The organism is Viscerimonas tarda (assembly GCF_054601255.1).
This window is the reverse complement of the sequence record NZ_BAAHWV010000011.1, coordinates 50536-70692: the sequence shown is the minus strand read 5'-3', so window position 1 is coordinate 70692 and position 20157 is coordinate 50536. Positions and strand designations below refer to the sequence as shown.

15 protein-coding genes are annotated in these 20157 nt (G+C 45.6%); 7 read left to right on the top strand and 8 right to left on the bottom strand.

Translation table 11 applies throughout. The features are described from left to right. Positions 1 to 5: 5 nt before the first annotated feature. Entirely contained in the window at positions 6 to 200 is a 195-nt protein-coding gene (locus ACYPWY_RS06650; RefSeq protein WP_459684655.1) for a hypothetical protein, read from the bottom strand. Positions 201 to 535: 335 nt separating this feature from the next. On the opposite strand from ACYPWY_RS06650, the gene ACYPWY_RS06645 reads away from it, so the two are divergent. Both ACYPWY_RS06645 and ACYPWY_RS06640 read left to right on the top strand, forming a co-directional pair. After that, entirely contained in the window at positions 536 to 2383 is a 1848-nt protein-coding gene (locus ACYPWY_RS06645) for a 2-oxoacid:acceptor oxidoreductase subunit alpha (RefSeq protein ID WP_459684654.1), read from the top strand. A gap of 5 nt (positions 2384 to 2388) precedes the next feature. After that, complete coding sequence (locus tag ACYPWY_RS06640) at positions 2389 to 3423, top strand: 2-oxoacid:ferredoxin oxidoreductase subunit beta (protein ID WP_459684653.1); 1035 nt, start codon at positions 2389 to 2391, stop codon at positions 3421 to 3423. Positions 3424 to 3776: 353 nt separating this feature from the next. On the opposite strand, the gene ACYPWY_RS06635 is transcribed toward ACYPWY_RS06640, so the two are convergent. The 6 genes from ACYPWY_RS06635 to ACYPWY_RS06610 all read right to left on the bottom strand — a co-directional run bounded on the left by ACYPWY_RS06635 (position 3777) and on the right by ACYPWY_RS06610 (position 12625). Beyond that, entirely contained in the window at positions 3777 to 5114 is a 1338-nt protein-coding gene (locus tag ACYPWY_RS06635) for a Na+/H+ antiporter (protein WP_459684652.1), read from the bottom strand. 1006 nt (positions 5115 to 6120) lie between these two features. Further along, the gene (locus ACYPWY_RS06630) at positions 6121 to 6297 is read right to left on the bottom strand and encodes a histone H1 (protein ID WP_459684651.1); all 177 of its coding nucleotides are present in this window, start codon (positions 6295 to 6297) and stop codon (positions 6121 to 6123) included. A gap of 130 nt (positions 6298 to 6427) precedes the next feature. Beyond that, positions 6428 to 7192 carry an amidohydrolase gene (locus ACYPWY_RS06625; RefSeq protein ID WP_459684650.1) on the bottom strand — a complete coding sequence of 255 codons (765 nt, stop codon included), beginning with the start codon at positions 7190 to 7192 and terminating at the stop codon, positions 6428 to 6430. 242 nt (positions 7193 to 7434) lie between these two features. After that, the gene (locus tag ACYPWY_RS06620; RefSeq protein ID WP_459684649.1) at positions 7435 to 10032 is read right to left on the bottom strand and encodes a beta-glucosidase; all 2598 of its coding nucleotides are present in this window, start codon (positions 10030 to 10032) and stop codon (positions 7435 to 7437) included. 4 nt (positions 10033 to 10036) lie between these two features. Continuing rightward, a complete protein-coding gene (locus ACYPWY_RS06615) occupies positions 10037 to 11290 on the bottom strand; it encodes a hypothetical protein (protein WP_459684648.1) in 1254 nt (417 codons plus the stop codon). A gap of 15 nt (positions 11291 to 11305) precedes the next feature. Beyond that, complete coding sequence (locus ACYPWY_RS06610; protein ID WP_459684647.1) at positions 11306 to 12625, bottom strand: glycosyl hydrolase family 28-related protein; 1320 nt, start codon at positions 12623 to 12625, stop codon at positions 11306 to 11308. A gap of 838 nt (positions 12626 to 13463) precedes the next feature. Here ACYPWY_RS06610 and ACYPWY_RS06605 point away from each other — a divergent pair. From ACYPWY_RS06605 to ACYPWY_RS06585, 5 genes are all read left to right on the top strand, one after another. Next, positions 13464 to 15044 (top strand): peptide chain release factor 3, encoded by a 1581-nt coding sequence (locus ACYPWY_RS06605; protein WP_459684646.1) that lies wholly within the window; start codon positions 13464 to 13466, stop codon positions 15042 to 15044. Positions 15045 to 15078: 34 nt separating this feature from the next. After that, entirely contained in the window at positions 15079 to 16143 is a 1065-nt protein-coding gene (locus tag ACYPWY_RS06600) for a glycosyltransferase family 10 domain-containing protein (protein ID WP_459684645.1), read from the top strand. Further along, on the top strand, positions 16140 to 16973 hold the full coding sequence (locus ACYPWY_RS06595; RefSeq protein ID WP_459684644.1) for a lipopolysaccharide kinase InaA family protein: 834 nt from the start codon (positions 16140 to 16142) through the stop codon (positions 16971 to 16973). Before ACYPWY_RS06600 ends, ACYPWY_RS06595 begins: the two co-directional genes overlap by 4 nt. A gap of 24 nt (positions 16974 to 16997) precedes the next feature. Further along, positions 16998 to 18062, top strand: coding sequence for a glycosyltransferase family 9 protein (locus tag ACYPWY_RS06590; RefSeq protein WP_459684643.1), 1065 nt, complete (start codon positions 16998 to 17000; stop codon positions 18060 to 18062). Positions 18063 to 18143: 81 nt separating this feature from the next. Continuing rightward, the gene (locus tag ACYPWY_RS06585) at positions 18144 to 19322 is read left to right on the top strand and encodes an MFS transporter (protein ID WP_459684642.1); all 1179 of its coding nucleotides are present in this window, start codon (positions 18144 to 18146) and stop codon (positions 19320 to 19322) included. 153 nt (positions 19323 to 19475) lie between these two features. Here ACYPWY_RS06585 and ACYPWY_RS06580 read toward each other — a convergent pair whose 3' ends face one another. Then, positions 19476 to 20156 (bottom strand): hypothetical protein, encoded by a 681-nt coding sequence (locus ACYPWY_RS06580; protein WP_459684641.1) that lies wholly within the window; start codon positions 20154 to 20156, stop codon positions 19476 to 19478. Position 20157 lies beyond the last annotated feature (1 nt).

Sequence of the window (20157 nt, the reverse complement as noted above, 5' to 3'; positions counted from 1 at the left end):
ACTGCTTATGCCTTGGTAAAGTGGCTGATATGAGCAGGAGATTCCTCCCTTTGGTCGGAATGACTGTCTCCTTTTTGGGAGAGGGGATGAGGAAGTGGCGGCGAGGCCGCCACTTCCTCATCCTTTAAACCACTAACAGGCGAGTCATTCCGACCAAAGGGAGGAATCTCATTCGTAACAGTGGCGCTAAAATTTTTCATGGTTTGCCCTGCGCAGCATATCACTATGCTGCTTACAGCCCGACCACAGATGTCCACCCTTAACCCAAGGCGTTGCCTTGGGCTGGGTTATTAAAGGCTTTCAGCCTTAGCCTAACGACTATACCCGTAGCGGGTTGAACACCTTACGGCATATTGGAACATAGGCAATTATCTAATTTACTAATTCGACTTTTGAAACGTATAAAACATTTTCCTTTTGTCATTTAATTAACTGATTTGCTAATTAAATAAAGATATATGCCAAAAATTTGTTTACTTAACCAGATTTTTATTACTTTGCACAATAAATTTTCACACCGCTTAATCATATTTTCATGTCGGAAAAAATACAAGTTAAGGACGTAAAAGATGTTGTTATCCGTTTTTCGGGAGATTCGGGAGATGGGATGCAACTGTCAGGTACAATTTTTTCAGCGTTATCTGCTATTTTTGGTAGCCAAATCGCCACTTTTCCCGATTTTCCTGCCGAGATACGCGCTCCACAGGGAACATTGAGTGGTGTATCGGGTTTTCAGGTTCATATCGGATCCGAAGTTTATGCATCGGGCGATAAAACGGATGTACTGGTTGCGATGAATCCTGCGGCATTGAAGGTCAATGCAGGAAACCTGCGGGCTAACTCAGTTGTAATAATAGATACCGATTCTTTTCAGAAAAAGGATTTGGAAAAAGCGCTGTTTAAGACAGATGAACCTTTCGTCGAACTCGGATTAACAACCGTTCAGGTTGTCGCCATCCCCATTACAACACTTACCAAAGACAGCCTCGAAAACATCGACTTGGATTTGAAATCGAAGATAAGATGCAAAAATATGTTTGCCTTGGGGCTTACATGCTGGCTGTTCAATCTGTCTTTGGAATCGGCAAACACCATGTTGTCGAAAAAATTCTCGAAAAAACCCGTGTTGGTCGAAGTCAACCTGAAAGTGTTGGCCGACGGGTATAATTATGGGCAGAACCAAGATATGAACATTGCTTCGTACCGGGTAGAAACCATCAATGCCGAAAAAGGATTTTACACAGATATTAATGGCAATACCGCCACAGCATACGGACTAATTGCCGCCGCCGAAAAAGCAGGCAGGCAGTTGTATCTGGGCTCATACCCCATTACTCCGGCTACCGATATTTTGCACGAACTGGCAAAAAGAAAAGACCTCGGCGTAAAAGCCATTCAGGCCGAAGATGAAATTGCCGGTGTTTGTATGGCCATAGGCTCAAGCTTTGCCGGAAGTCTGGCTGTTACAAGTACATCGGGACCCGGTTTGGCGCTGAAAGGCGAAGCTATTGGCTTGGCCGTTATGGCCGAACTGCCCCTGATAATTATTGATGTGCAGCGCGGAGGCCCTTCTACCGGATTGCCTACCAAAAGCGAACAGACCGATTTGCGTCAGGCCTTGTATGGTCGCAGTGGCGAATGCCCGTTGGTGGTAATTGCCGCATCGAGCCCAACAAATTGCTTCGACTCAGCCTATTGGGCTGCAAAAATAGCATTGGAGCACATAACTCCCGTCATTTTATTGACGGATGCCTATATCGCTAACGGCTCCTCGGCATGGAGAATACCCGATATGGACAAATATCCGGTCATTGTTGTTCACGATCAATCGCAATACAAGGGCGACGACTGGAAACCGGCATTGAGGAACAACGAAACTTATGCCCGGTATTGGGCTGCCGCCGGAACCGAAGGATGCACCCACCGCATCGGAGGTCTCGAAAAGGATTACGACACCGGAGCCATTTCCACTCAACCGGAGAACCACCAGAAAATGGTGAATGTGCGACAGGCAAAAGTGAATAAGGTAGCCAATTTTATCCCCGAACTCGAAGTCATGGGCAATCCCGATGCCGATTTATTAGTAGTTGGCTGGGGTGGAACATACGGACAATTGAGGGAAGCCGTTCAGAAAATGAACGCTGACGGTAAGAAAACGGCTTATGCCCATTTCAACTTTATCAGTCCGCTACCCAAAAATACCGAAACAGTACTTCGGAAGTATAAAAAAATAATTGTAGCTGAACAAAATAGCGGACATTTCGCCGGACTTCTGGCAGAGGAAATCCCGGGATTGGTTGTTTCACGTTATAACAAAATAGAAGGCCGCCCTTTCGAGGTGCAGGCTTTAATCGAAGAATTTACTAAAAAACTGGAGGAATAAGAAGCATGGCTATAGATACAAATATAAAAATGGCAGAACACGAAGCAAAGGATTTTAAGAGCGACCAATATGTGCGCTGGTGTCCGGGTTGTGGCGATCATGCGATTCTTAACAGTTTGCATAAAGCGATGGCCGAACAAAACATCCCCCCCCATCAAGTAGCGGTAATATCCGGTATCGGATGTTCGTCTCGCTTGCCTTATTACATGAATACTTATGGTTTTCATACCATTCATGGACGGGGAGCCGCCGTTGCAACGGGCGTTAAAACAGCTAAACCCGAACTTTCGGTTTGGTTGATTACGGGCGATGGCGATTGCCTGGCTATTGGCGGGAACCACTTCATACATGTTGTCAGACGCAATGTGGACATTAACATACTGTTGTTCAACAACAAGATTTACGGCTTGACCAAAGGGCAGTATTCTCCCACTTCCGATCGTGGATTTATCTCTAAATCATCGCCTTACGGAACCGTTGAAGACCCCTTTAATCCAGCAGAACTGGTTTTTGGCGCACGCGGAACGTTCTTTGCACGCACCATTGACGTTGATTTGAAAAACGCGGTCAGCTTATTCAGCGATGCAGCCAAACACAAAGGTACATCGGTGGTTGAAGTGCTTCAGAATTGTGTTATCTTCAACGACGACATACACGATAAAATTGTAAACAAAGCTTGGCGGGACGAACGGACTATCACCCTGAAACACGGCGAAAAGATGTTATTCGGAGCCAACAAGGACAAAGGCATTGTAGCCGACGGCTGGAACCTGAAAGCCGTTACATTGGGCGAAGAGGGTTACACCATCGACAATGTGCTTGTTCACGATGCCAAAGCAGCCGACAACACCTTGCATACCAAGCTAGCCATCATGCACAACGGAGACGGAATGCCTCTGGCTCTGGGAGTTATCAGGGATGTGGACGCGCCGGTGTATGATGCCGAAGTGGAAAAAAGCATAAAAGAAGTTCAGAAAAAGAAACCGTTTAAATCCTTGCACGATTTTTTGATGAGCGGCGAAGTTTGGGAAATAAAATAAGAAGAGTCGACTGTCTCAAAAGAACGCAAATTACGCAAATAATACGCTGTGGGGCTGTCTAAAAAGTCTGTCATCCCGTGCTTGACACGGGATCTCCTGAGTAAACGTGCAATGATTGTCAGGAGATTGCGGGTCGGAGCCCGCAATGACAAGTTCGAAAATAAGGCTTATAAGACAGCCTCCTGTCTCTAAGTAGAATTAGCCTCCTTTGCTACAAGTTGAAAACTTGCACCAAAGGAGGGATATATCAACCTCACATTAACTTGGATTCTTAGAACCTCATTTATTATATACCCCATTTTATCAACACAAAGACACGTGGATGATGACTTTCCTTGTAATCCGTGTGCTATTTATCCGGCTTTCTCTTTCTCTTCAATATTCAACAGCCTAACAAGGAGAGGTAATCCGAGACCCTGCACAACAAGCATGATAATCACCACCGAAACCGTCAGAAAAAGAATGGTATTGCGGTGAGGAAAGGCGCTTCCGTCTGCCATCAGCAAGGGCAGGGACAAGGCGGCGGCCAGCGAAACAATTCCCCGCATACCCGACCAACCAATGATAAACGCTTCTTTCCAATGGAGTAACAGGGATTCAAGCATCTTCAATCTATCTTCGGACAAACGATTCTTTTTGTCCACTTTCTGCCGGTGTATTTTTCCTGTTTTGAACTCACTCAGGCGTTTTTTGAAAGCCGAATGCCGTTTCTCCATGGTAGTTTTGTGCCAAAAAATCACCGCCATCCGAATAGACAACGCCACCCCAAAAATCAGGAATGAGAAGCCTATAAGCTGTAAAATATCCTGCAGGGGTATATTCTGCAACAGATACGGGAACTCCACGCCAATCAATATAAAGACCAATCCGTTCAGAATAAATACGGCGGTGTTCCATGCCGATTTGGATTGAATATTTGTTTGTTCGGAAAACTTGTTCCGGTTGCGGGAAACTATCAGTCCGGTTGTTACAACAGCAATTACCCCCGATACGTGCAGATTTTCGGCTATCAAATAGGCGACAAAAGGGAGCAGGATATTCAGGCTGACAATGACGTTTGTATCCAATTTTCGCTTTTTCACAAGGAGCAAAAATAAAACCCAGATGCCCCAACCAACCAGCAATCCGCCTGCGATGGCAAGCAAAAACATCAAAGCTGCCTGCCAGGGGATAAAAGCGCTTCCGGCTACCGCAGCCACAGCAAAACGAAAGGCAACAAGTGCAGAGGCATCATTGATTAAACTCTCGCCCTCCAACACTACATTGGTGCGGTGCGGCAAACCAAGCCCTTTGGTAACGCTCGTAGCGGCAATGGCATCGGGCGGAGAAAGAATAGCCCCAAGCACAAACGACAGTTGCCAGGTCATGCCCGGAATAAAATAATGTGCGGCAACGGCGATGGCAATTGTTGTGATGAAAACCAACATAATTGCCAGCATGGAAATAGTGGACAGGTTGGCTTTGAAATCTTTGAACGAAATATTGTAAGCAGCATCGTAAAGCATCGGAGGAAGGAATATCAGAAACACGACTTCCGGGTCGATGGTGATGCGGTGAAATTCGGGAATGAATCCGACTACGATTCCCGCTGCCAACAATAATACGGGATAAGGCAATTTCATTTTGGCGGCAACGGGCGATAATCCGATTGCTACCGCCAGCAGGATAATAACGGCGCTGTATAATTCCATCGGTCAAAATTTTCAGCAAAGATAATAACTTGATTTATATTATTAAAATTAATTTATTACTTCAATCTGTTTATCATTTTAATCACTAAATAACCTCATTATCAGGTAGATAACAACAAGATAGATCTCTTATGTAACAAAAGCATAAGAGGTCTTACTTTTTTTATATTGTATTGATACTGGCGTTATTCTGGCTCGCCAGCAAACCCCTGTGTTTAACCCTCGAAATCATATTACATATCAATAGAAAACAGGCTAAATCCCCCTCATAAATTGTCCGTAGGACATTCACCTGCTCATTGGTGTATCCCCTACGGGGAAAATGGCGAATTGTATGCTAATTTTCTATTGATATGAATGCCCTGCGGGCAATTGTCGTAAAAATAGGTGTCGCCCTCTGCGGGGCTTGGCAGGGAAAATTGATTTATTTGATTGGAATGATTTCATGATTCAATACCCTGACTGTCATTGCGGGCTTGACCCCGCAATCCCCCGTGCATGGCACAAACCCTGTGTATTGCAGAACGAATTGTAGGGGCGTATGGCATACGCCCCTGCGGATGCAACCGATATTGGATTTTGATTATTGTGTGCAACGGACGTACACCATTCCCCCAATTTATTTGCGAAAATTCGCGCAATCCGCGTTCTACCGCCCAGGGCAAACGCATGAAAATTTAGTAGTACTGTTACGGATGAGATTCCTCCCTTTGGTCGGAATGACGGTCTCCTTTTGGGGAGAGGAGATGAGGAAGCGGCGGCTTTGCCGCCGCTTCCTCATCTCTTAAACCACTAACAGGCGAGTCATTCCGACCAAAGGGAGGAATCTCCTGTTCATATCAGCAATTTTACAGAAAGGTATAAGCCTCAAAATTTTTCGTACGTCTGCCCTGTTCCACCGCCGCCGTACTTGTTAAAAAACACACACGAAAAATCACCAATAGCCGCTACTGTGGCGATACTTACAATTTAGAACATAAAAAAAAGCGCTTAAAGCGCTTTTCTTTTAATTCTTTGAACTCTCAATCGATACCTTTCGGAATTCTTTTAAAGCCTTTTCGATGGCTAAAGAAGCTTTTCTGGCACGTGTTCCGGCAGCCTTGTTTCCGTTTTCAACCTGTAGTGCGGCATCCTTCGTAAAGTCTGCGATAAGAGCGTTCAACTCATTCAATAAATCCTTCATAAATTCTATAAATTAAAATTATCTTCAAATATAGTTTCAAATTGGATATTCTACCAAAAATTTGATGAAAATTTTTCTTAGACTGTGCAAATAATCTTTAAAGAACCGCTTTTTAGCCCCAAAATTGACTTTATTTACCTATTTTGAAGCTGTCGGCATCTTGCAAAGCCGGAAATTTCCGGCGGAACTCTACGAGTGGCTCCATCGTTATTTCGCCCGAAACGGCATCTTCCTTAGCATCCGCGGCCGCTACAACAGTGCGCCCCAAATAGTCGATAAGAACCGAACCGCCGCTGTATGAAGTTGCCGGATCGTTCCCTGTGCGGTTTACGGCTGCCACATAGCAAAGATTTTCTATTGCACGAGCGCGCAAAAGTGCATTCCAGGCCGAGATGCGGGATGTAGGCCAGTTGGCCACATAGATAATCAGATCATAATCGCCTGTATTGCGGGAAAAAACAGGAAAACGAAGGTCGTAGCATATTTGCAACAGGATGCGGAAGCCCCCGTATTCTACAACTACACGTTCCTCACCCGCGGCATACACTTTATCCTCGCCTGCATACGAAAACAAATGCCGCTTATTGTATATGGTGTAACTACCATCGGGACGGACAAAGTGCAGCCGGTTATAGTACCGCCCATTTTCCTCCGTAGCGATGCTTCCGGCTAAGGCTGCTTTTTTCTCTTTTGCAACGTACTGCATCCACTCAAGAGTTTCCGCAGTAGCCTTCTCCGACACATTTTCCGTGGACATGCAAAACCCGGTGTTGAACATTTCGGGCAGAATAATAAGATCGACTTGCGAAGAAGCGTCAATCATTTCTTTGGCTCGTTTCCTGTTGGCATCAGGCAACTGCCATTTTATATCGGTTTGAAGCAGTAATATGTTCATATTTTTAATGTGATAATTTGCTGATGTGATAATGCGGCGCTTGTTCGTTTGTATTTGGTTTGTATTCATTTTATCGCTATTCCAAGATCGTCGAATTTTATGTCAAAATCAATATAGCAATTAATTTGTTAATTCTAAAACAGATTCCCCGCCTTAACACAAGGCAGGGAATCATCTTGAAACAAACACTTGAAAAAAACTATATTTACTCCTTTCAGAGCTAGGCAAAGATAGTAATTATTTTATAAAGTCAACTCTCCTTTCAGACGAATATCTTCCGATGAAGAGCCTATCATGAATAAATAGGTCCCTAACGGGGTAACAAAGGCCTTTTTATTGTCGTCCCAGTACCTCAGATTTTCTTTTTTCAACTCAATTTTAACTTTTTGGGTTTCGCCTTTACCAATAAATGTGCGTTTAAAACCTTTCAGTTCTTTTATTGGCATGGGTATCGACTGTTCCGGCAGCTTCACATACACTTGCGAAACTTCATCACCGGCCTGGCGACCTGTATTTTTTACATCGAAGGTTAAGGATACCACATCTCTGCTGTCGGCCAGTTTAAGATTTGTATAGCTGAACGAGGTGTAACTCAAGCCATAGCCGAAAGGATACAGGGGTTTCCCTCTGAAATACTGGTAGGTGCGCCCTTTTGTAATATCGTAATCGTCGAAAGCCGGTACATCGTCCAGAGAGCGGTAGTAGGTCAACGGCAAACGCCCCGCAGGATTGTAATCACCAAACAATACTTCGGCAACCGCTGTTCCGCCCTGTTCGCCCGGGTACCAGGCATTTACAATGGCAGGGATATTATCGTTCAACCAGTCGATAGCCAGTGAACTGCCCGCAACCAATACCACAATCATATTCGGATTGAGCTTGTATATTTCCTGCAAAAATTCCATTTGGTCGGCAGGCAGATGAATATCGGAGCGGTCTTTGCCTTCGCGTTCTATCGTTTTGTTTATTCCCATTACGGCTATCACTTTCTCGCAATTGCGCACCACTTTTCCGGCTTCGCCATAGAGGTCGATGCGTTCTTTCTTGCCAACTTCGGGAATTTTCCAGTAAAGACGGGCAATTGAATTATCGCGGTTGATAAAATATTCGGCTTTCAGGTTATAATCTTTTCCGGCCTCCAGATAAACAGATACCGAATCGGTGGTGATGCTCCTCACTTTCCATTGGTCGATGAGCATTTTCCCGTCAATGCTTAAACGGCTACCATCATCAGCCGTAAAATACAAGGTATAATTTCCCGTAATATTCGGGCGCAATTTCCCTGTCCAGCGAATGGATAAGGGGAAACCCGGAATAAATGGGTCGGGAGCCTGATTGGCCGGTTCAAATTCAATCCATTCTTCGGTTCGCACTTTTGGCTCGCCTTTCAAATCCGTATTCGGGTAATATTCGGTTTTCAGACCTTCGGGAAAATATTCCTTCGATATTTGTTCCTTGCCATCAACAGCCGATTTCCAGGGTGCATACACAATTTTCGTATCGTTCCCTACCCTGTTTTTTATCCCTTGAAGTATCGAAACCGGCGCATTTACCGGCGCGCCACTATAATCGCCAAACTCACTCGAACCGGCATTGATACCGACTACAGCTATCGACTTCACTTTCTTCGGATTAAGCGGCAGTACATTGTTCTTATTTTTCAGCAGCACAATACTCTGACGGGCAGCATCCAAAGCCAATTGCTTGTGCTTTTCGGAACCAATTACCGCCGTTGTTAACTTACTGTACGGGTTCGATGTAGGGGCGTCAAACAATCCCAGCCTTATCCTGGCCCGCAACACGCGGTAGGCCGCCGTGTCAATGTCGGCCTGCGACACCATATAATTATTGTAGGCATTCAAAAGCGGTTGCATATACACATCGTCGCCACACTCCAAATCCAATCCGGCTTTGATGGACAATGTGGCCGCCGCTTCTTTTGTTTTCACATACTTCATGGCCGAGACCAACAGGCTTGGGCCGCCGCAGTCGGAAACCACATAACCCCTGAAACCCCAGTCGTTGCGCAAAACTTTTGTCAGCAACCAGGGATTTGCGGTACAAGGCACATCGTTTATCGCATTGTAGGCCGACATAAAGGAGGCAGCCTTTCCGTCTTTTGCACAAGCTTCAAAGGCCGGAAAATAGTATTCGCGCAATTGCCTTTCCGATATTTGCGGATTGCATACAAAGCGGTTATGCTCCTCGTTGTTGGCCGCAAAATGTTTGGGCGTGGCAACAACCTTCAGGTAACGCGGATCGTCTCCCTGCAAGCCTTTCACAAATTGTGTACCCAGTACTCCCGTCAGGTAAGGGTCTTCGCCGTAGGTTTCGGGCGTGCGTCCCCAACGCGGGTCGCGTGCCATATTAACGGTTGGCGACCAGAATGTAAGTATATCGCTGAACCGGTCGATTTGTCCTGCGCCATAATCCAGTTCATTCCAACGGGCGCGCGCCTCGTCCGAAATAGCCGTAGCAATCTGATAATGCAAATCGGGGTTCCACATGCTGGCCATCCCTATGGCTTGCGGAAAAACAGTAAACCGTCCCGGACGAACAACGCCGTGTAACGCTTCGTTGCCGTGGTAATACTTGGGTATATTCAAGCGGGGAATACCCGGCGAGGTAGCCCGCAACAAGCTTATTTTTTCTTCTATCGTCAGTTGGCTCAGCAAGTCGTTAATCCGGCTCGCCTCACTGGCCGAAGGGTTTTCAAAGGTATCTTTCTTCCCGTTTTTATTAAAATCTATCCATCCTCCGTTCGATTGGTTAGTTTGTCCAAATCCGGTTAGTGGAAGTAGGGACAGCGTAGCGAAAATTAGCGCAATAATGAATTTCATATAATTATTTTTTAAATACATTGTTCATCAAATAATAAGTCTCCAGTAATTTGGAGAAAATGCGTTCTCCTGCGCCTACTTCTATCAAACTGGGGCCATGGTCGGCTCCATACCCGCCATAAGCTGCCGAGCGGATGTCGGCCAGATAGATAGGCCATTTACCGCCATTCCATGTATATCCGAAGAAAAATGGGATGCCTTCCTGCTGCATTTCCCGTTTCCAGTCAATCTGAAATTTAATGAAAGGTTCGCCCGGAACGGTTGCAATCAGGTATCTGTTATTGATGGAAATGACGGAGAAATAGACGTTGTAGCGCAACTCTTTGTCGAATCGTCCGGTAAAGTGCAGGGAGTCGGTTTTCACCTTAATATTGGGGACATCGTTCGGGTTGGGATACAGTTCCTTTGCCAGCTTCACCGTTTCGATAGAAAGCAATTTCCCCATGCGGTCAATCAAATCGTAGTTGGATGGCCTTGGGTCGTTGGGGTCTTTGCGTCCGCCGTCCTTAAACAGAGGCGCTTGGTTGCCTCCCCCGCCCTGCACAAACAAGCAATTGACCGTGTTGTCAAAAGCTTCTTCCGTATATTTGGTGGCATAGCCCACATAGTCGGCGGAAATCTCGAAGTTGTTCCATGCCACGTCGGGATGACAGGCATAGTTCATTATCAACACTTTAGGTTTTCCAGTCAAATCTTCTATCTTAACCACACCCACGGCATTGTCCACCGACCCATGCGGAATACGCTCGGGATTAACGGCGCGATAGTGGTCGTCTCCTATCCACGATTCGCGGGCGCGTCCGTCATCGCGCATCACCAAGCGGTTGAAACTCAGTTGAGGGAAGTAACGATGTCCGCCCGAGATGCGGGCTTCAAACATGTTTTTTGAGGCTTTATCCATAGCGGATATAACCTGTCCTTCCAACCATTCGCGCGGAGCCGTTTCCGAAGAATGGGTATGCTGCGGACAGAAATACACCTCTTTCAGGTTGTATTTGCTCTTCAGTTTTTCGGCCAGCGGGATATTGGTATAACCGCCCAAATCGAAAGCTACAAATGCAATGCGGGAACCTCCGGCATCGAGAATGAGCGTACGCACATACAACGAATCGTGAACCGGATATTTGGGCTTTAGGGGTGTAATGTTTATTTTAGCCGTTCCTGCCATCAGTTTATCCGCACCCATAGCCGGAGTAATTGACAAAAACAAACCGCTTGTAACAAGCAGGGACACGAGTAGGGTTTTTATTTTTTTCATGATAGTAGCGTTAAGTTATTTTGTACCTAGATTTCCTTGAATGAAAGTGTTTTTGATATTATTTTCAATCCGCACTTTTCCGATAACCGTGTTTTCGCTGATTATCGCCCGTTCAGCATCCTTGCCTATATAAACCTGAGGGCTGTCTTGCCTGAAGTCGCAGCCTCTGACCAATACCGTGCCCCCGTTTACCTGAATGGCTTTCCGACCTTCTTTGGCTTTATCCCACTGCACAAAAATACAATCCGAGAAGCCGATTGTTCCTTTGCCGTTTATTTTTGCAATCTGGTTGCATGGCCCCCAGAAAGCGCTATTCACAAAGCGGACGTTTCCTTTATTGGCGGCGGTTATTTCCACCATGGTAGGGTCTTCGCCACGCATGGCAACAAACTCGCCATTGGTTATCAGTATGCCATACACGGCGCTCTGCTCCACTTTTACGGAGGTATGACAACCATCGGCGCCGATACCCAGAAAGTTTCCGTTGCACGAACCGCTACTGCCCGAACTGGCGCCAAACTTGTAGCCAATATTATAGCCATAGCAAAAGGTATTTATCACATAATGCCAGTCGGTACGTTCAAAAATAAAGGCTTCACCGTTATCCATCTGCCATTTATACAACTCGGGTTTCATGCTCCACCACGGATTCCAGTGCACATTTTCTATGCGCCCGATGTCGTAAATGGCATCCACATAAATTCCCCGGCGGAGGGGTTGTCCGCTGATGTTGCGAATCAAAGCGCGCTCGTTGTGCGATGCATCAATACCATTGTAGGGATTCAGGAGTTCCACATCCAATACGGCAGGATTTTTGCCGCGCATGGCAATGCCCCAGGGATAGGCATCCGGGATTTTTTCGGGATTTTGTAGCGGCCAATACATCACCACACCCTTGAGCGTGCTGTTCGTATTTAATGTGATAGCCGGTTTGGCGTCTTCGTTGCCTTTGTTTCCGGTAATCAACAGCGTAGTTCCATCGTCGCCGGGTTTTGGTAAACCCTTATCGCGCATACCATTATGCGAGGGAACCGATTCAAATGCGCCCTTCAGCGTAATTGCAGGAGGCACATTCAGCGAACCGGCTATCAGGTAAGAACCTCTCGGCACATACACCGTTCCGCCCCGTGTTCCGAAAGACTCCAGCGCTTTCTGAAAAGCCTCCGTATCATCCGTAACTCCGTCTGCCTTCGCGCCAAAGCTAAGCACCGAAACCACATCTGTCGACTCGGGGTAGGGAGTTATTTCCACACTCTTCGGCGTTTCACTCAAGCCCTGTGCCGAAACAGTTGTCATACCCAACAACATGAGGTATGTGAAAAATGATTTTTTCATAATCAAAGAGAATTAGTTACTTGTTTATTAGCATATTAATAAACCAGTTAGCCAATGTGAGAATTAGCAAACCAGCTATTGAGTCGTCAGAACCAGATTTGTCATTGCAAGCTTGACCCGTAATCTCCTGACATTCAGTTGATGTTTGTTAGGAGATCCCGTGTCAAGCACAGGATGACAGACTTTTGAGACAGTCCCGTTTTTACTTACCGTTTAGAAAAAATAGAATGTGAATATATTTTTCTCATGTTCTTACTTCCTAATTGCAAATATATAAGCAAAAGGCACAAGTAGCGTATTTATAAATCCATATTATTTATAATAAATCTTAAAGCCCCCTAATCCCCCGAGGGGGACTTTTAAAGCCTGCCCCTTTGGGGAGGTTGGAAGGGCTACTTTTTATAGGGCAAACCTTGAAAAATTTTACTGCTTATGCCTTTCGGTAAAGTTGCTGATATGAGCAGGAGATTCCTCCCTTTGGTCGGAATGACTGTCTCCTTTTGAGGAGAGGGGATGAGGAAGTGGCGGCTTCGCCGCCACTTCCTCATCCCTTAAACCACCAATAGCGAGTCATTCCGACCAAAGGGAGGAATCTCATCCGTAATAGCGCTTCTAAATTTTTTCAGGTTTGCCCTGATATGTTGCCCCTTACAGGGCGCAAAATTGTATTTGTATTTTTTTCCCAACGCACTGCGTTGGGCTGGGATATTAAAGGCTTTCAGCCTTAACCTATTCGGATTTTTTTCGTACCTTTGTCCTGCTACTTTTCAACTTAAAACTTTCAACTTTTAGTTTTTCATTTTATAATGTAGTATCTTTGCAGCTCAAAATTTCAGAGATGAGCGAATTGGATAAGGAAATACAGAAGAGACGTACATTTGCTATTATAAGCCATCCCGATGCGGGAAAAACAACCCTCACCGAAAAGCTGCTTCTTTTTGGGGGCGCTATTCACGTGGCGGGCGCGGTGAAATCGAACAAAATAAAGAAAACCGCCACATCCGACTGGATGGAGATTGAAAAGCAGCGGGGTATCTCGGTGGCTACTTCGGTGATGGGTTTCGAGTACAATAACTACAAGATAAATATCCTCGATACGCCCGGCCATCAGGATTTTGCAGAAGATACTTTCCGCACGCTGACCGCAGTCGATAGCGTTATCATCGTTATCGACTCGGCAAAAGGGGTGGAAACACAGACTCGTAAACTGATGGAAGTCTGCCGTATGCGCAAAACGCCGGTGATGGTGTTTGTCAATAAAATGGACAGGGATGGGCGCGACCCATTCGATTTGCTGGACGAACTGGAGGAGGAACTGAAAATAGGCGTGCGCCCCTTGAGCTGGCCGATTGATAGCGGTTACAGTTTCAAAGGCGTTTACAATATTTATGAAGAAAAGCTCGATTTATATACCCCAAGCAAGCAAACCGTAACCGAATCGGTCGGGTTTAAAGACATCAACAAGCCCGAATTGGAGAACTACATCGGCGACAAGCTGGCCTCCAAATTGCGGGAAGACATTGGCCTTATCAATGGCGTATATTCAGAACTGGATACCAATTTGTACCTCAAGGGCGAAATAGCGCCGGTATTTTTTGGTTCGGCATTGAATAATTTTGGCGTGAAGGAATTGCTCGACTGTTTTGTGAAAATAGCTCCTTCACCCCGTCCGGTTCAGGCAGAGGAACGAATCGTGAATCCGCAGGAAGAAACATTTTCGGGCTTTATTTTTAAGATACACGCCAATATGGATCCGAATCACCGTTCGTGTATCGCTTTTGTGAAGATATGTTCGGGAAAATTTGAACGAAATATCAATTATAAGCATGTCCGCCTCAGCCGGATGATGAAGTTCTCGGCTCCAACCGCATTCATGGCGCAGAAAAAAGAGACCGTGGACGAGGCTTTCGCCGGCGATATAGTTGGCTTGCCCGATACCGGTAATTTCAAAATCGGCGATACGCTTACATCGGGCGAAGACCTGCACTTCAAAGGCCTGCCTAGCTTCTCGCCGGAGATGTTCAAATACATCGAAAACTCCGACCCGATGAAAACCAAGCAGTTGCAGAAAGGCATCGACCAATTGATGGACGAAGGAGTGGCACAGCTATTCACCAACCAGTTCAACGGGCGAAAGATAATCGGCACCGTTGGGCAATTGCAGTTCGAGGTTATACAGTACCGTTTGCTGCACGAGTACGGCGCCCAGTGTAAATGGGAGCCTGTCAGCTTGTACAAGGCCTGCTGGATAGAAAGCGATAACCTGCAAGAACTCGAGAATTTCAAGAAGCGGAAAGCGCAATACATGGCGCGCGACAAAGACGGAAGGGATGTTTTTCTGGCCGATTCCAATTATGTATTGATGATGGCTCAGAAAGACTTTAAAGATATAAAATTTCATTTCACATCCGAATTTTAAATCAAGGAAAAACCGGAATCTATTTTAAACGCTTATGGCAAAGGAACCTTACAAAGTAAAATTTACGCCCTATCGCAAGAATCTGGGCGAAATTATGTTACGCCAAACCCCTGGCGGCAAGGGTTTCTCGTCTGACGGGCGGTATCGCTTTTATACAGGCGAAGAAATAGACGAACCCGACTTCTGGGTGATACACGGAAAAGGACTGAGACAGGCCGAAAGCTGTAAAGTAGCGCCGCAAAACACCTTGATGCTCACCACCGAACCGCGTTCGGTACTGAACTATCCGCAAAAATATGTTCGTCAGTTTGGTTTGGTTTGTTCGTGTCAGCAGCAACTAAAGCACCCCAATGTGGTTCTTGCCCCTCCCGTATTGCCCTGGTTTGTCGGTTTTTCGGAGGCAGCAGACGGTACTTGCAGTTACTCGCTCGATTACGACAACTTGCATCAATCGCCTGCACCACAAAAAACCAAGCTTATATCCGTTATCACCAGCAATAAAGCCTTTACGCAAGGGCATCTCGACCGTATTCGGTTTGTTGAAAAACTGAAGATGCACTACGGTGATAAAATAGATGTGTTTGGACGGGGTTACCGCAATTTCGACGACAAATGGGATGTGCTTGCCCCTTACAAATACCACATAGCGATAGAAAATTCATCACAGCCCTATTATTGGACGGAAAAAATTTCGGATTGCTTTCTCGCCGAAACTTTTCCTTTTTATTATGGCTGCACCAATTTATCCGATTACTTTCCGGCAGAAGCCTGTCAGGAAATTGATATTTTTAACTTCGAGCATACGGTAGAAATTATCGACCGCCTGCTTGCCACCAATGCGTATGATAACAGGAAAGCCATTTTGAGCGATTGTAAACAGTTGACGCTTGGCGAATACAACATGTTTGATTATATAGCAACTTTGTGCGACAGGCTGGATGCCTCGCTGCCCAAAGAAAATGTAACGCTGCATCCCTGTCGCACCATGCAGGACTGGCATAATTTTTACAACTATACCTTTGCCCGCAACCTGTTTAAATGGAAACAGAAAATAAAAACGGCATTCGGCAGTCCCTCTCCATTAACCCGGCAGGTATGAAAACGGTAAAAACAACTATCAGCCCCGAATATGCAAGCAATGTGGCCGTGGTGGATTTTGTAAAAAATCTGTCCAAGGCATTTGCCGGTAGAGGAACTGTGCTTTATGCCAAACGAAATGTGATTAAACGCTTTGTTGTGGATGAAACGGATGAAGTATTGAGGGGCGTGGTGGTAAAACGCTTTAAATATCCGAATTTTATTCAGCGTGTTGCCTATAGTTTTTTTCGTAGCAACAAGGCAAAGCGCGCTTTCGGTAATGCCATGGAATTACGCAACAGAGGAATAGATACTCCCCGCGAGATTGCCTGCATTGAGCAGTGGGTGAACGGGCTTTTCGGCTTCGGTTATTACTTGTCGGCAAGTGATGATGCACCGCCTATCCGCGAAAAACTGATTGAACCGGAAGAGTTTGACCGGACAATGGCGGAAGACTTCGCCGCTTTTGCCGCCCAATTGCACGAAAAAGGCATCCTGCATCACGACCTGAATTCAACTAATGTGCTATATCACTTCGATGGCGAGCATTACCGCTTTTTGGTGATTGACATCAACCGGATGGATTTTTTTCCGGCCGGTGTGCAGCCCTCGCCACACGAATGCTTTGACAACCTGACCCGCTTTACGGGACGAATGGACCTGTTTGAGTACGTGTTGCGCTGCTATGCGGCAAAACGGGGATGGGATATAGAAAAAACAACACAGGAAGCTATCGCCGTAAAAAATAAACACGACGAGCAATGGCGCCGCCGCAAGGCATTCCTGCGAAAACTGAAAGCCCCTCCAACCTCCCCGTGGGGGAGGCTTAAAAGTCCCCCTACGGGGGATTAGGGGGCTGTAATTCTTTAAAAGCTTATGAAAATCCAGAAAATTTTGGTTATACGATTCAGGCGTGTGGGAGATGCCGTTTTGTCGGTAACGATTTGCTCGTCGCTGCGCAAGACCTTTCCCGGCGCGCAGATACATTATGTGCTGAATGACAACATCGCTCCCTTGTTCGAGCATCATCCCGATATTGACAAGCTGATTACGTTCAGCGAACACGATATGAGCAGCGCCCTGCGCTATATAAACAAGGTGAGGCAGATTATGAAAGAAGGCCATTATGATGTGATTATTGATACACGTTCTACCGTAAAAACATTGGCGTTTTCGTTGTTCTCGCTCAAAACCAAGTACCGCATTGGACGGCAGAAGTCGTACAATGCACTGATACAGAATTACAGGGTGAACAATGTATATACAGGAAAAGGAGACAATGTACAACTGGCCTTATCGTTGCTCGACCCCTTGAAGAAAGATTTTCGGGTGCTGAAAGACCCCGTTTTCAAGCTCTATTGCAGGGAAGAAGAAAAAGCCGGTTTTCGCCGGTATATGACATCGAAAGGCATTGATTTCTCGAAGCCGGTAATTGTTCTGGCCGTATCGGCGCGTCTGGAGCATAAAACGTATGATATAGAAAAGATGAAAGAAGTAGTGGGTCGCATCCTCGAAAAATACGATGTGCAGCTAATCTTCAATCATGCAGGCGAACGCGAAAAGGCTCATGCCGAAAGAATATACCGGGAATTGAATGACAACGAACGTATTTTTGTGGATGTGGAGGCAAAAAGCTTGCGGGAGTTGCTGGCATTGCTGGCCAATTCCGATTTCTTTTTTGGAAACGAAGGCGGCCCACGCCACATTTCGCAGGCATTGAATGTACCTTCTTTTGCCATTTATTCTCCGTCCATCGCCATGGGGAACTGGCTGCCAAACAAATCGGACAGGTTCCGGGGTATCGAGCTGAAGGATATTAACCCCGGTTGGGCTGCCGACAAACAACTGTCGGCTGAAGAAAAGTATGCCCTGATTGACGTGGATTCGGTTTGGAAGGGCTTGGACGAAATGCTGAGCGAAGTTGTAGGTCATAAGTTATAGTAGTGCGACAAGATGAACTAAATACGGTTGTTGTTGTTCTATCTGTTTGAGTTTTTAAGGTTATAAAGGGTTATTAGCGTTATGGAACAAAATAAACAACGTCCCAGATTGTGGACAGCAGGCTATTTGAATGTATGTATAGCCAATTTTTTGATGGCATGTTCTTTTAATCTGTTGATGCCGTCTATCCCCTTGTATATTACCGAACAACTGGGTGTTGCCCAAACCAAAACGGGCATTGTGCTGGCCTCTTATGCCATAGCAATCATGTTTATCCGTCCTTTTTCGGGATACATGGTGGATTTGTATTCGCGCAAAAAGATATTGCTGGTTAGCTTTGTGTGCTATGTCGCTATTTTTTCGGGATACTTCTTTGCCGGTACGGTTATGCTTTTTGTTGTCGTCAGGTTCTTGCATGGCATCACCTGGGGATTGTCCACCGTATCGTCCAGCACCCTGGCTATCGACCTTGTGCCGTCCGAACGCCGTGCCGAGGGCATCGGTTATTACGGCACATTTACCAATGTGGCCATGGCGACAGGCCCTTTTATAGCTATCCATATCTACCAAACATCGGGCTTCCATACCCTGCTGTGGTATGCTGTGGGGATGGGAATACTGGGTATTATTGCCGTTATGCTGATAAAAGCTCCGGTACGCCCAAAAGTCGAGCGGCAGAAAATATCCCTCGACCGCTTTTTCCTGCTTCGCTCGTGGCCTATATTTCTGAACCAGCTGCTACCCTGTTTTGCCTGGGGAACAATCGGCCCCTTCGTTGCCCAGTATGGCAAACAACTCGACATACCGAATGCGGGAATTTTCTTCCTGTTTTGGGCGGGAGGAATTATTTTGTCGCGGATATTCGCCGGACGCATGGTGGATAAAGGCTACATTCATTGGGTGAATATTTCGGCAATGGTCGTTGTCGCCCTCTCGTTTTTTGCGTTCGCTTCCTACCACAATATCTACGCATTTTGCACAGCCGGTTTATTCATCGGCGTAGGATTCGGAATGATGTTCCCCGCCCTCCAAACGCTCTACATCAACATGGCCGAAAACAATCAGCGCGGAACAGCCAACTCAACCTACCTCGTCGGCTTCGACCTGGGACTGGCGCTGGGTATGCTCGTAGGCGGTTATATATCAGGTATCTACTCTTTCGAGGGACTGTTCTTCGTCGCCGCCTGCCTGTGTGTTTTGAGCGTTGTAGTCTATTGGTTGGTATCCAGGCCGCTGTTTGAGAAGAAACGGTTGAGGTGAGACTTTGAATTGAGAATTGAGAGTGGAGAATTGAGAATTTTTTCTCATTTTTTGACGTGATTGTAGAGACGCTATATTTTGCGTCTTTATGGGTGTAATACGGGTAAAGTTTACGCAAGTTCATACAAATAGTGCAAGTAAAGATAAAACAAATTAATACAAAAAACCAAACATCCATAATGGAATTTTGTTATCGAATCCATATTCTATATTATCAGAAACTATGAACGCATTTTTAGCCCCTTGTTTTTGTTTGCTTGATTTATTTTTTCCTCCGATTTCGAAGAGGTATTTTTTATCAACAAAAAAATCACCTTGATTAGGAAATTCCACTCTATGCCGGTATGAAATCTGATTCAGGAAAAACGTCTCACGCATATTTCCAATGTCCGTGTTGTTTTCGGCCAGTGCATAAGCAATGTTCGTATTCTCAAGATAGACCTTTTCGGGCTTTTGTAACTTGTTGATACCTGTAATGTCTTTGTGTAGGTGTCTCGTTATTTTTGTTTCCTGCAAGTAATTCAGATAGGAGATAAAAGTGGCGCGGTTGATTCCCATCCTTTCGCTTAGTTTACTGACATTCGGAATAAAAGGAACAGATTCGGACACAATTTGAAGCAGTTGTTTTACCTTAGGAACGTATGCCGGTTCCACGTTGCGAAGCAATGGCAGTTCTATTTCCAGAATCAGATTTATTACTTCTTCCAAACGGTAGAAATACGTGTCTTTCCCTTCCACGAAAAATGGATAATAACCTCTTTTCAAATATTCTTCGAAAAATTGCAAGGGTTTGATTTTTTTTAATACATCATCGGAAATTTCTTTCTGTTCCAAT

Excerpts from the sequence above, each read along its gene's own strand:
- ACYPWY_RS06650 (WP_459684655.1), bottom strand. The coding sequence starts at position 200 with ATGAAAAATTTTAGCGCCACTGTTACGAATGAGATTCCTCCCTTTGGT.
- ACYPWY_RS06645 (WP_459684654.1), top strand. The coding sequence starts at position 536 with ATGTCGGAAAAAATACAAGTTAAGGACGTAAAAGATGTTGTTATCCGT.
- ACYPWY_RS06640 (WP_459684653.1), top strand. The coding sequence starts at position 2,389 with ATGGCTATAGATACAAATATAAAAATGGCAGAACACGAAGCAAAGGAT.
- ACYPWY_RS06635 (WP_459684652.1), bottom strand. The coding sequence starts at position 5,114 with ATGGAATTATACAGCGCCGTTATTATCCTGCTGGCGGTAGCAATCGGA.
- ACYPWY_RS06630 (WP_459684651.1), bottom strand. The coding sequence starts at position 6,297 with ATGAAGGATTTATTGAATGAGTTGAACGCTCTTATCGCAGACTTTACG.
- ACYPWY_RS06625 (WP_459684650.1), bottom strand. The coding sequence starts at position 7,192 with ATGAACATATTACTGCTTCAAACCGATATAAAATGGCAGTTGCCTGAT.
- ACYPWY_RS06620 (WP_459684649.1), bottom strand. The coding sequence starts at position 10,032 with ATGAAATTCATTATTGCGCTAATTTTCGCTACGCTGTCCCTACTTCCA.
- ACYPWY_RS06615 (WP_459684648.1), bottom strand. The coding sequence starts at position 11,290 with ATGAAAAAAATAAAAACCCTACTCGTGTCCCTGCTTGTTACAAGCGGT.
- ACYPWY_RS06610 (WP_459684647.1), bottom strand. The coding sequence starts at position 12,625 with ATGAAAAAATCATTTTTCACATACCTCATGTTGTTGGGTATGACAACT.
- ACYPWY_RS06605 (WP_459684646.1), top strand. The coding sequence starts at position 13,464 with ATGAGCGAATTGGATAAGGAAATACAGAAGAGACGTACATTTGCTATT.
- ACYPWY_RS06600 (WP_459684645.1), top strand. The coding sequence starts at position 15,079 with ATGGCAAAGGAACCTTACAAAGTAAAATTTACGCCCTATCGCAAGAAT.
- ACYPWY_RS06595 (WP_459684644.1), top strand. The coding sequence starts at position 16,140 with ATGAAAACGGTAAAAACAACTATCAGCCCCGAATATGCAAGCAATGTG.
- ACYPWY_RS06590 (WP_459684643.1), top strand. The coding sequence starts at position 16,998 with ATGAAAATCCAGAAAATTTTGGTTATACGATTCAGGCGTGTGGGAGAT.
- ACYPWY_RS06585 (WP_459684642.1), top strand. The coding sequence starts at position 18,144 with ATGGAACAAAATAAACAACGTCCCAGATTGTGGACAGCAGGCTATTTG.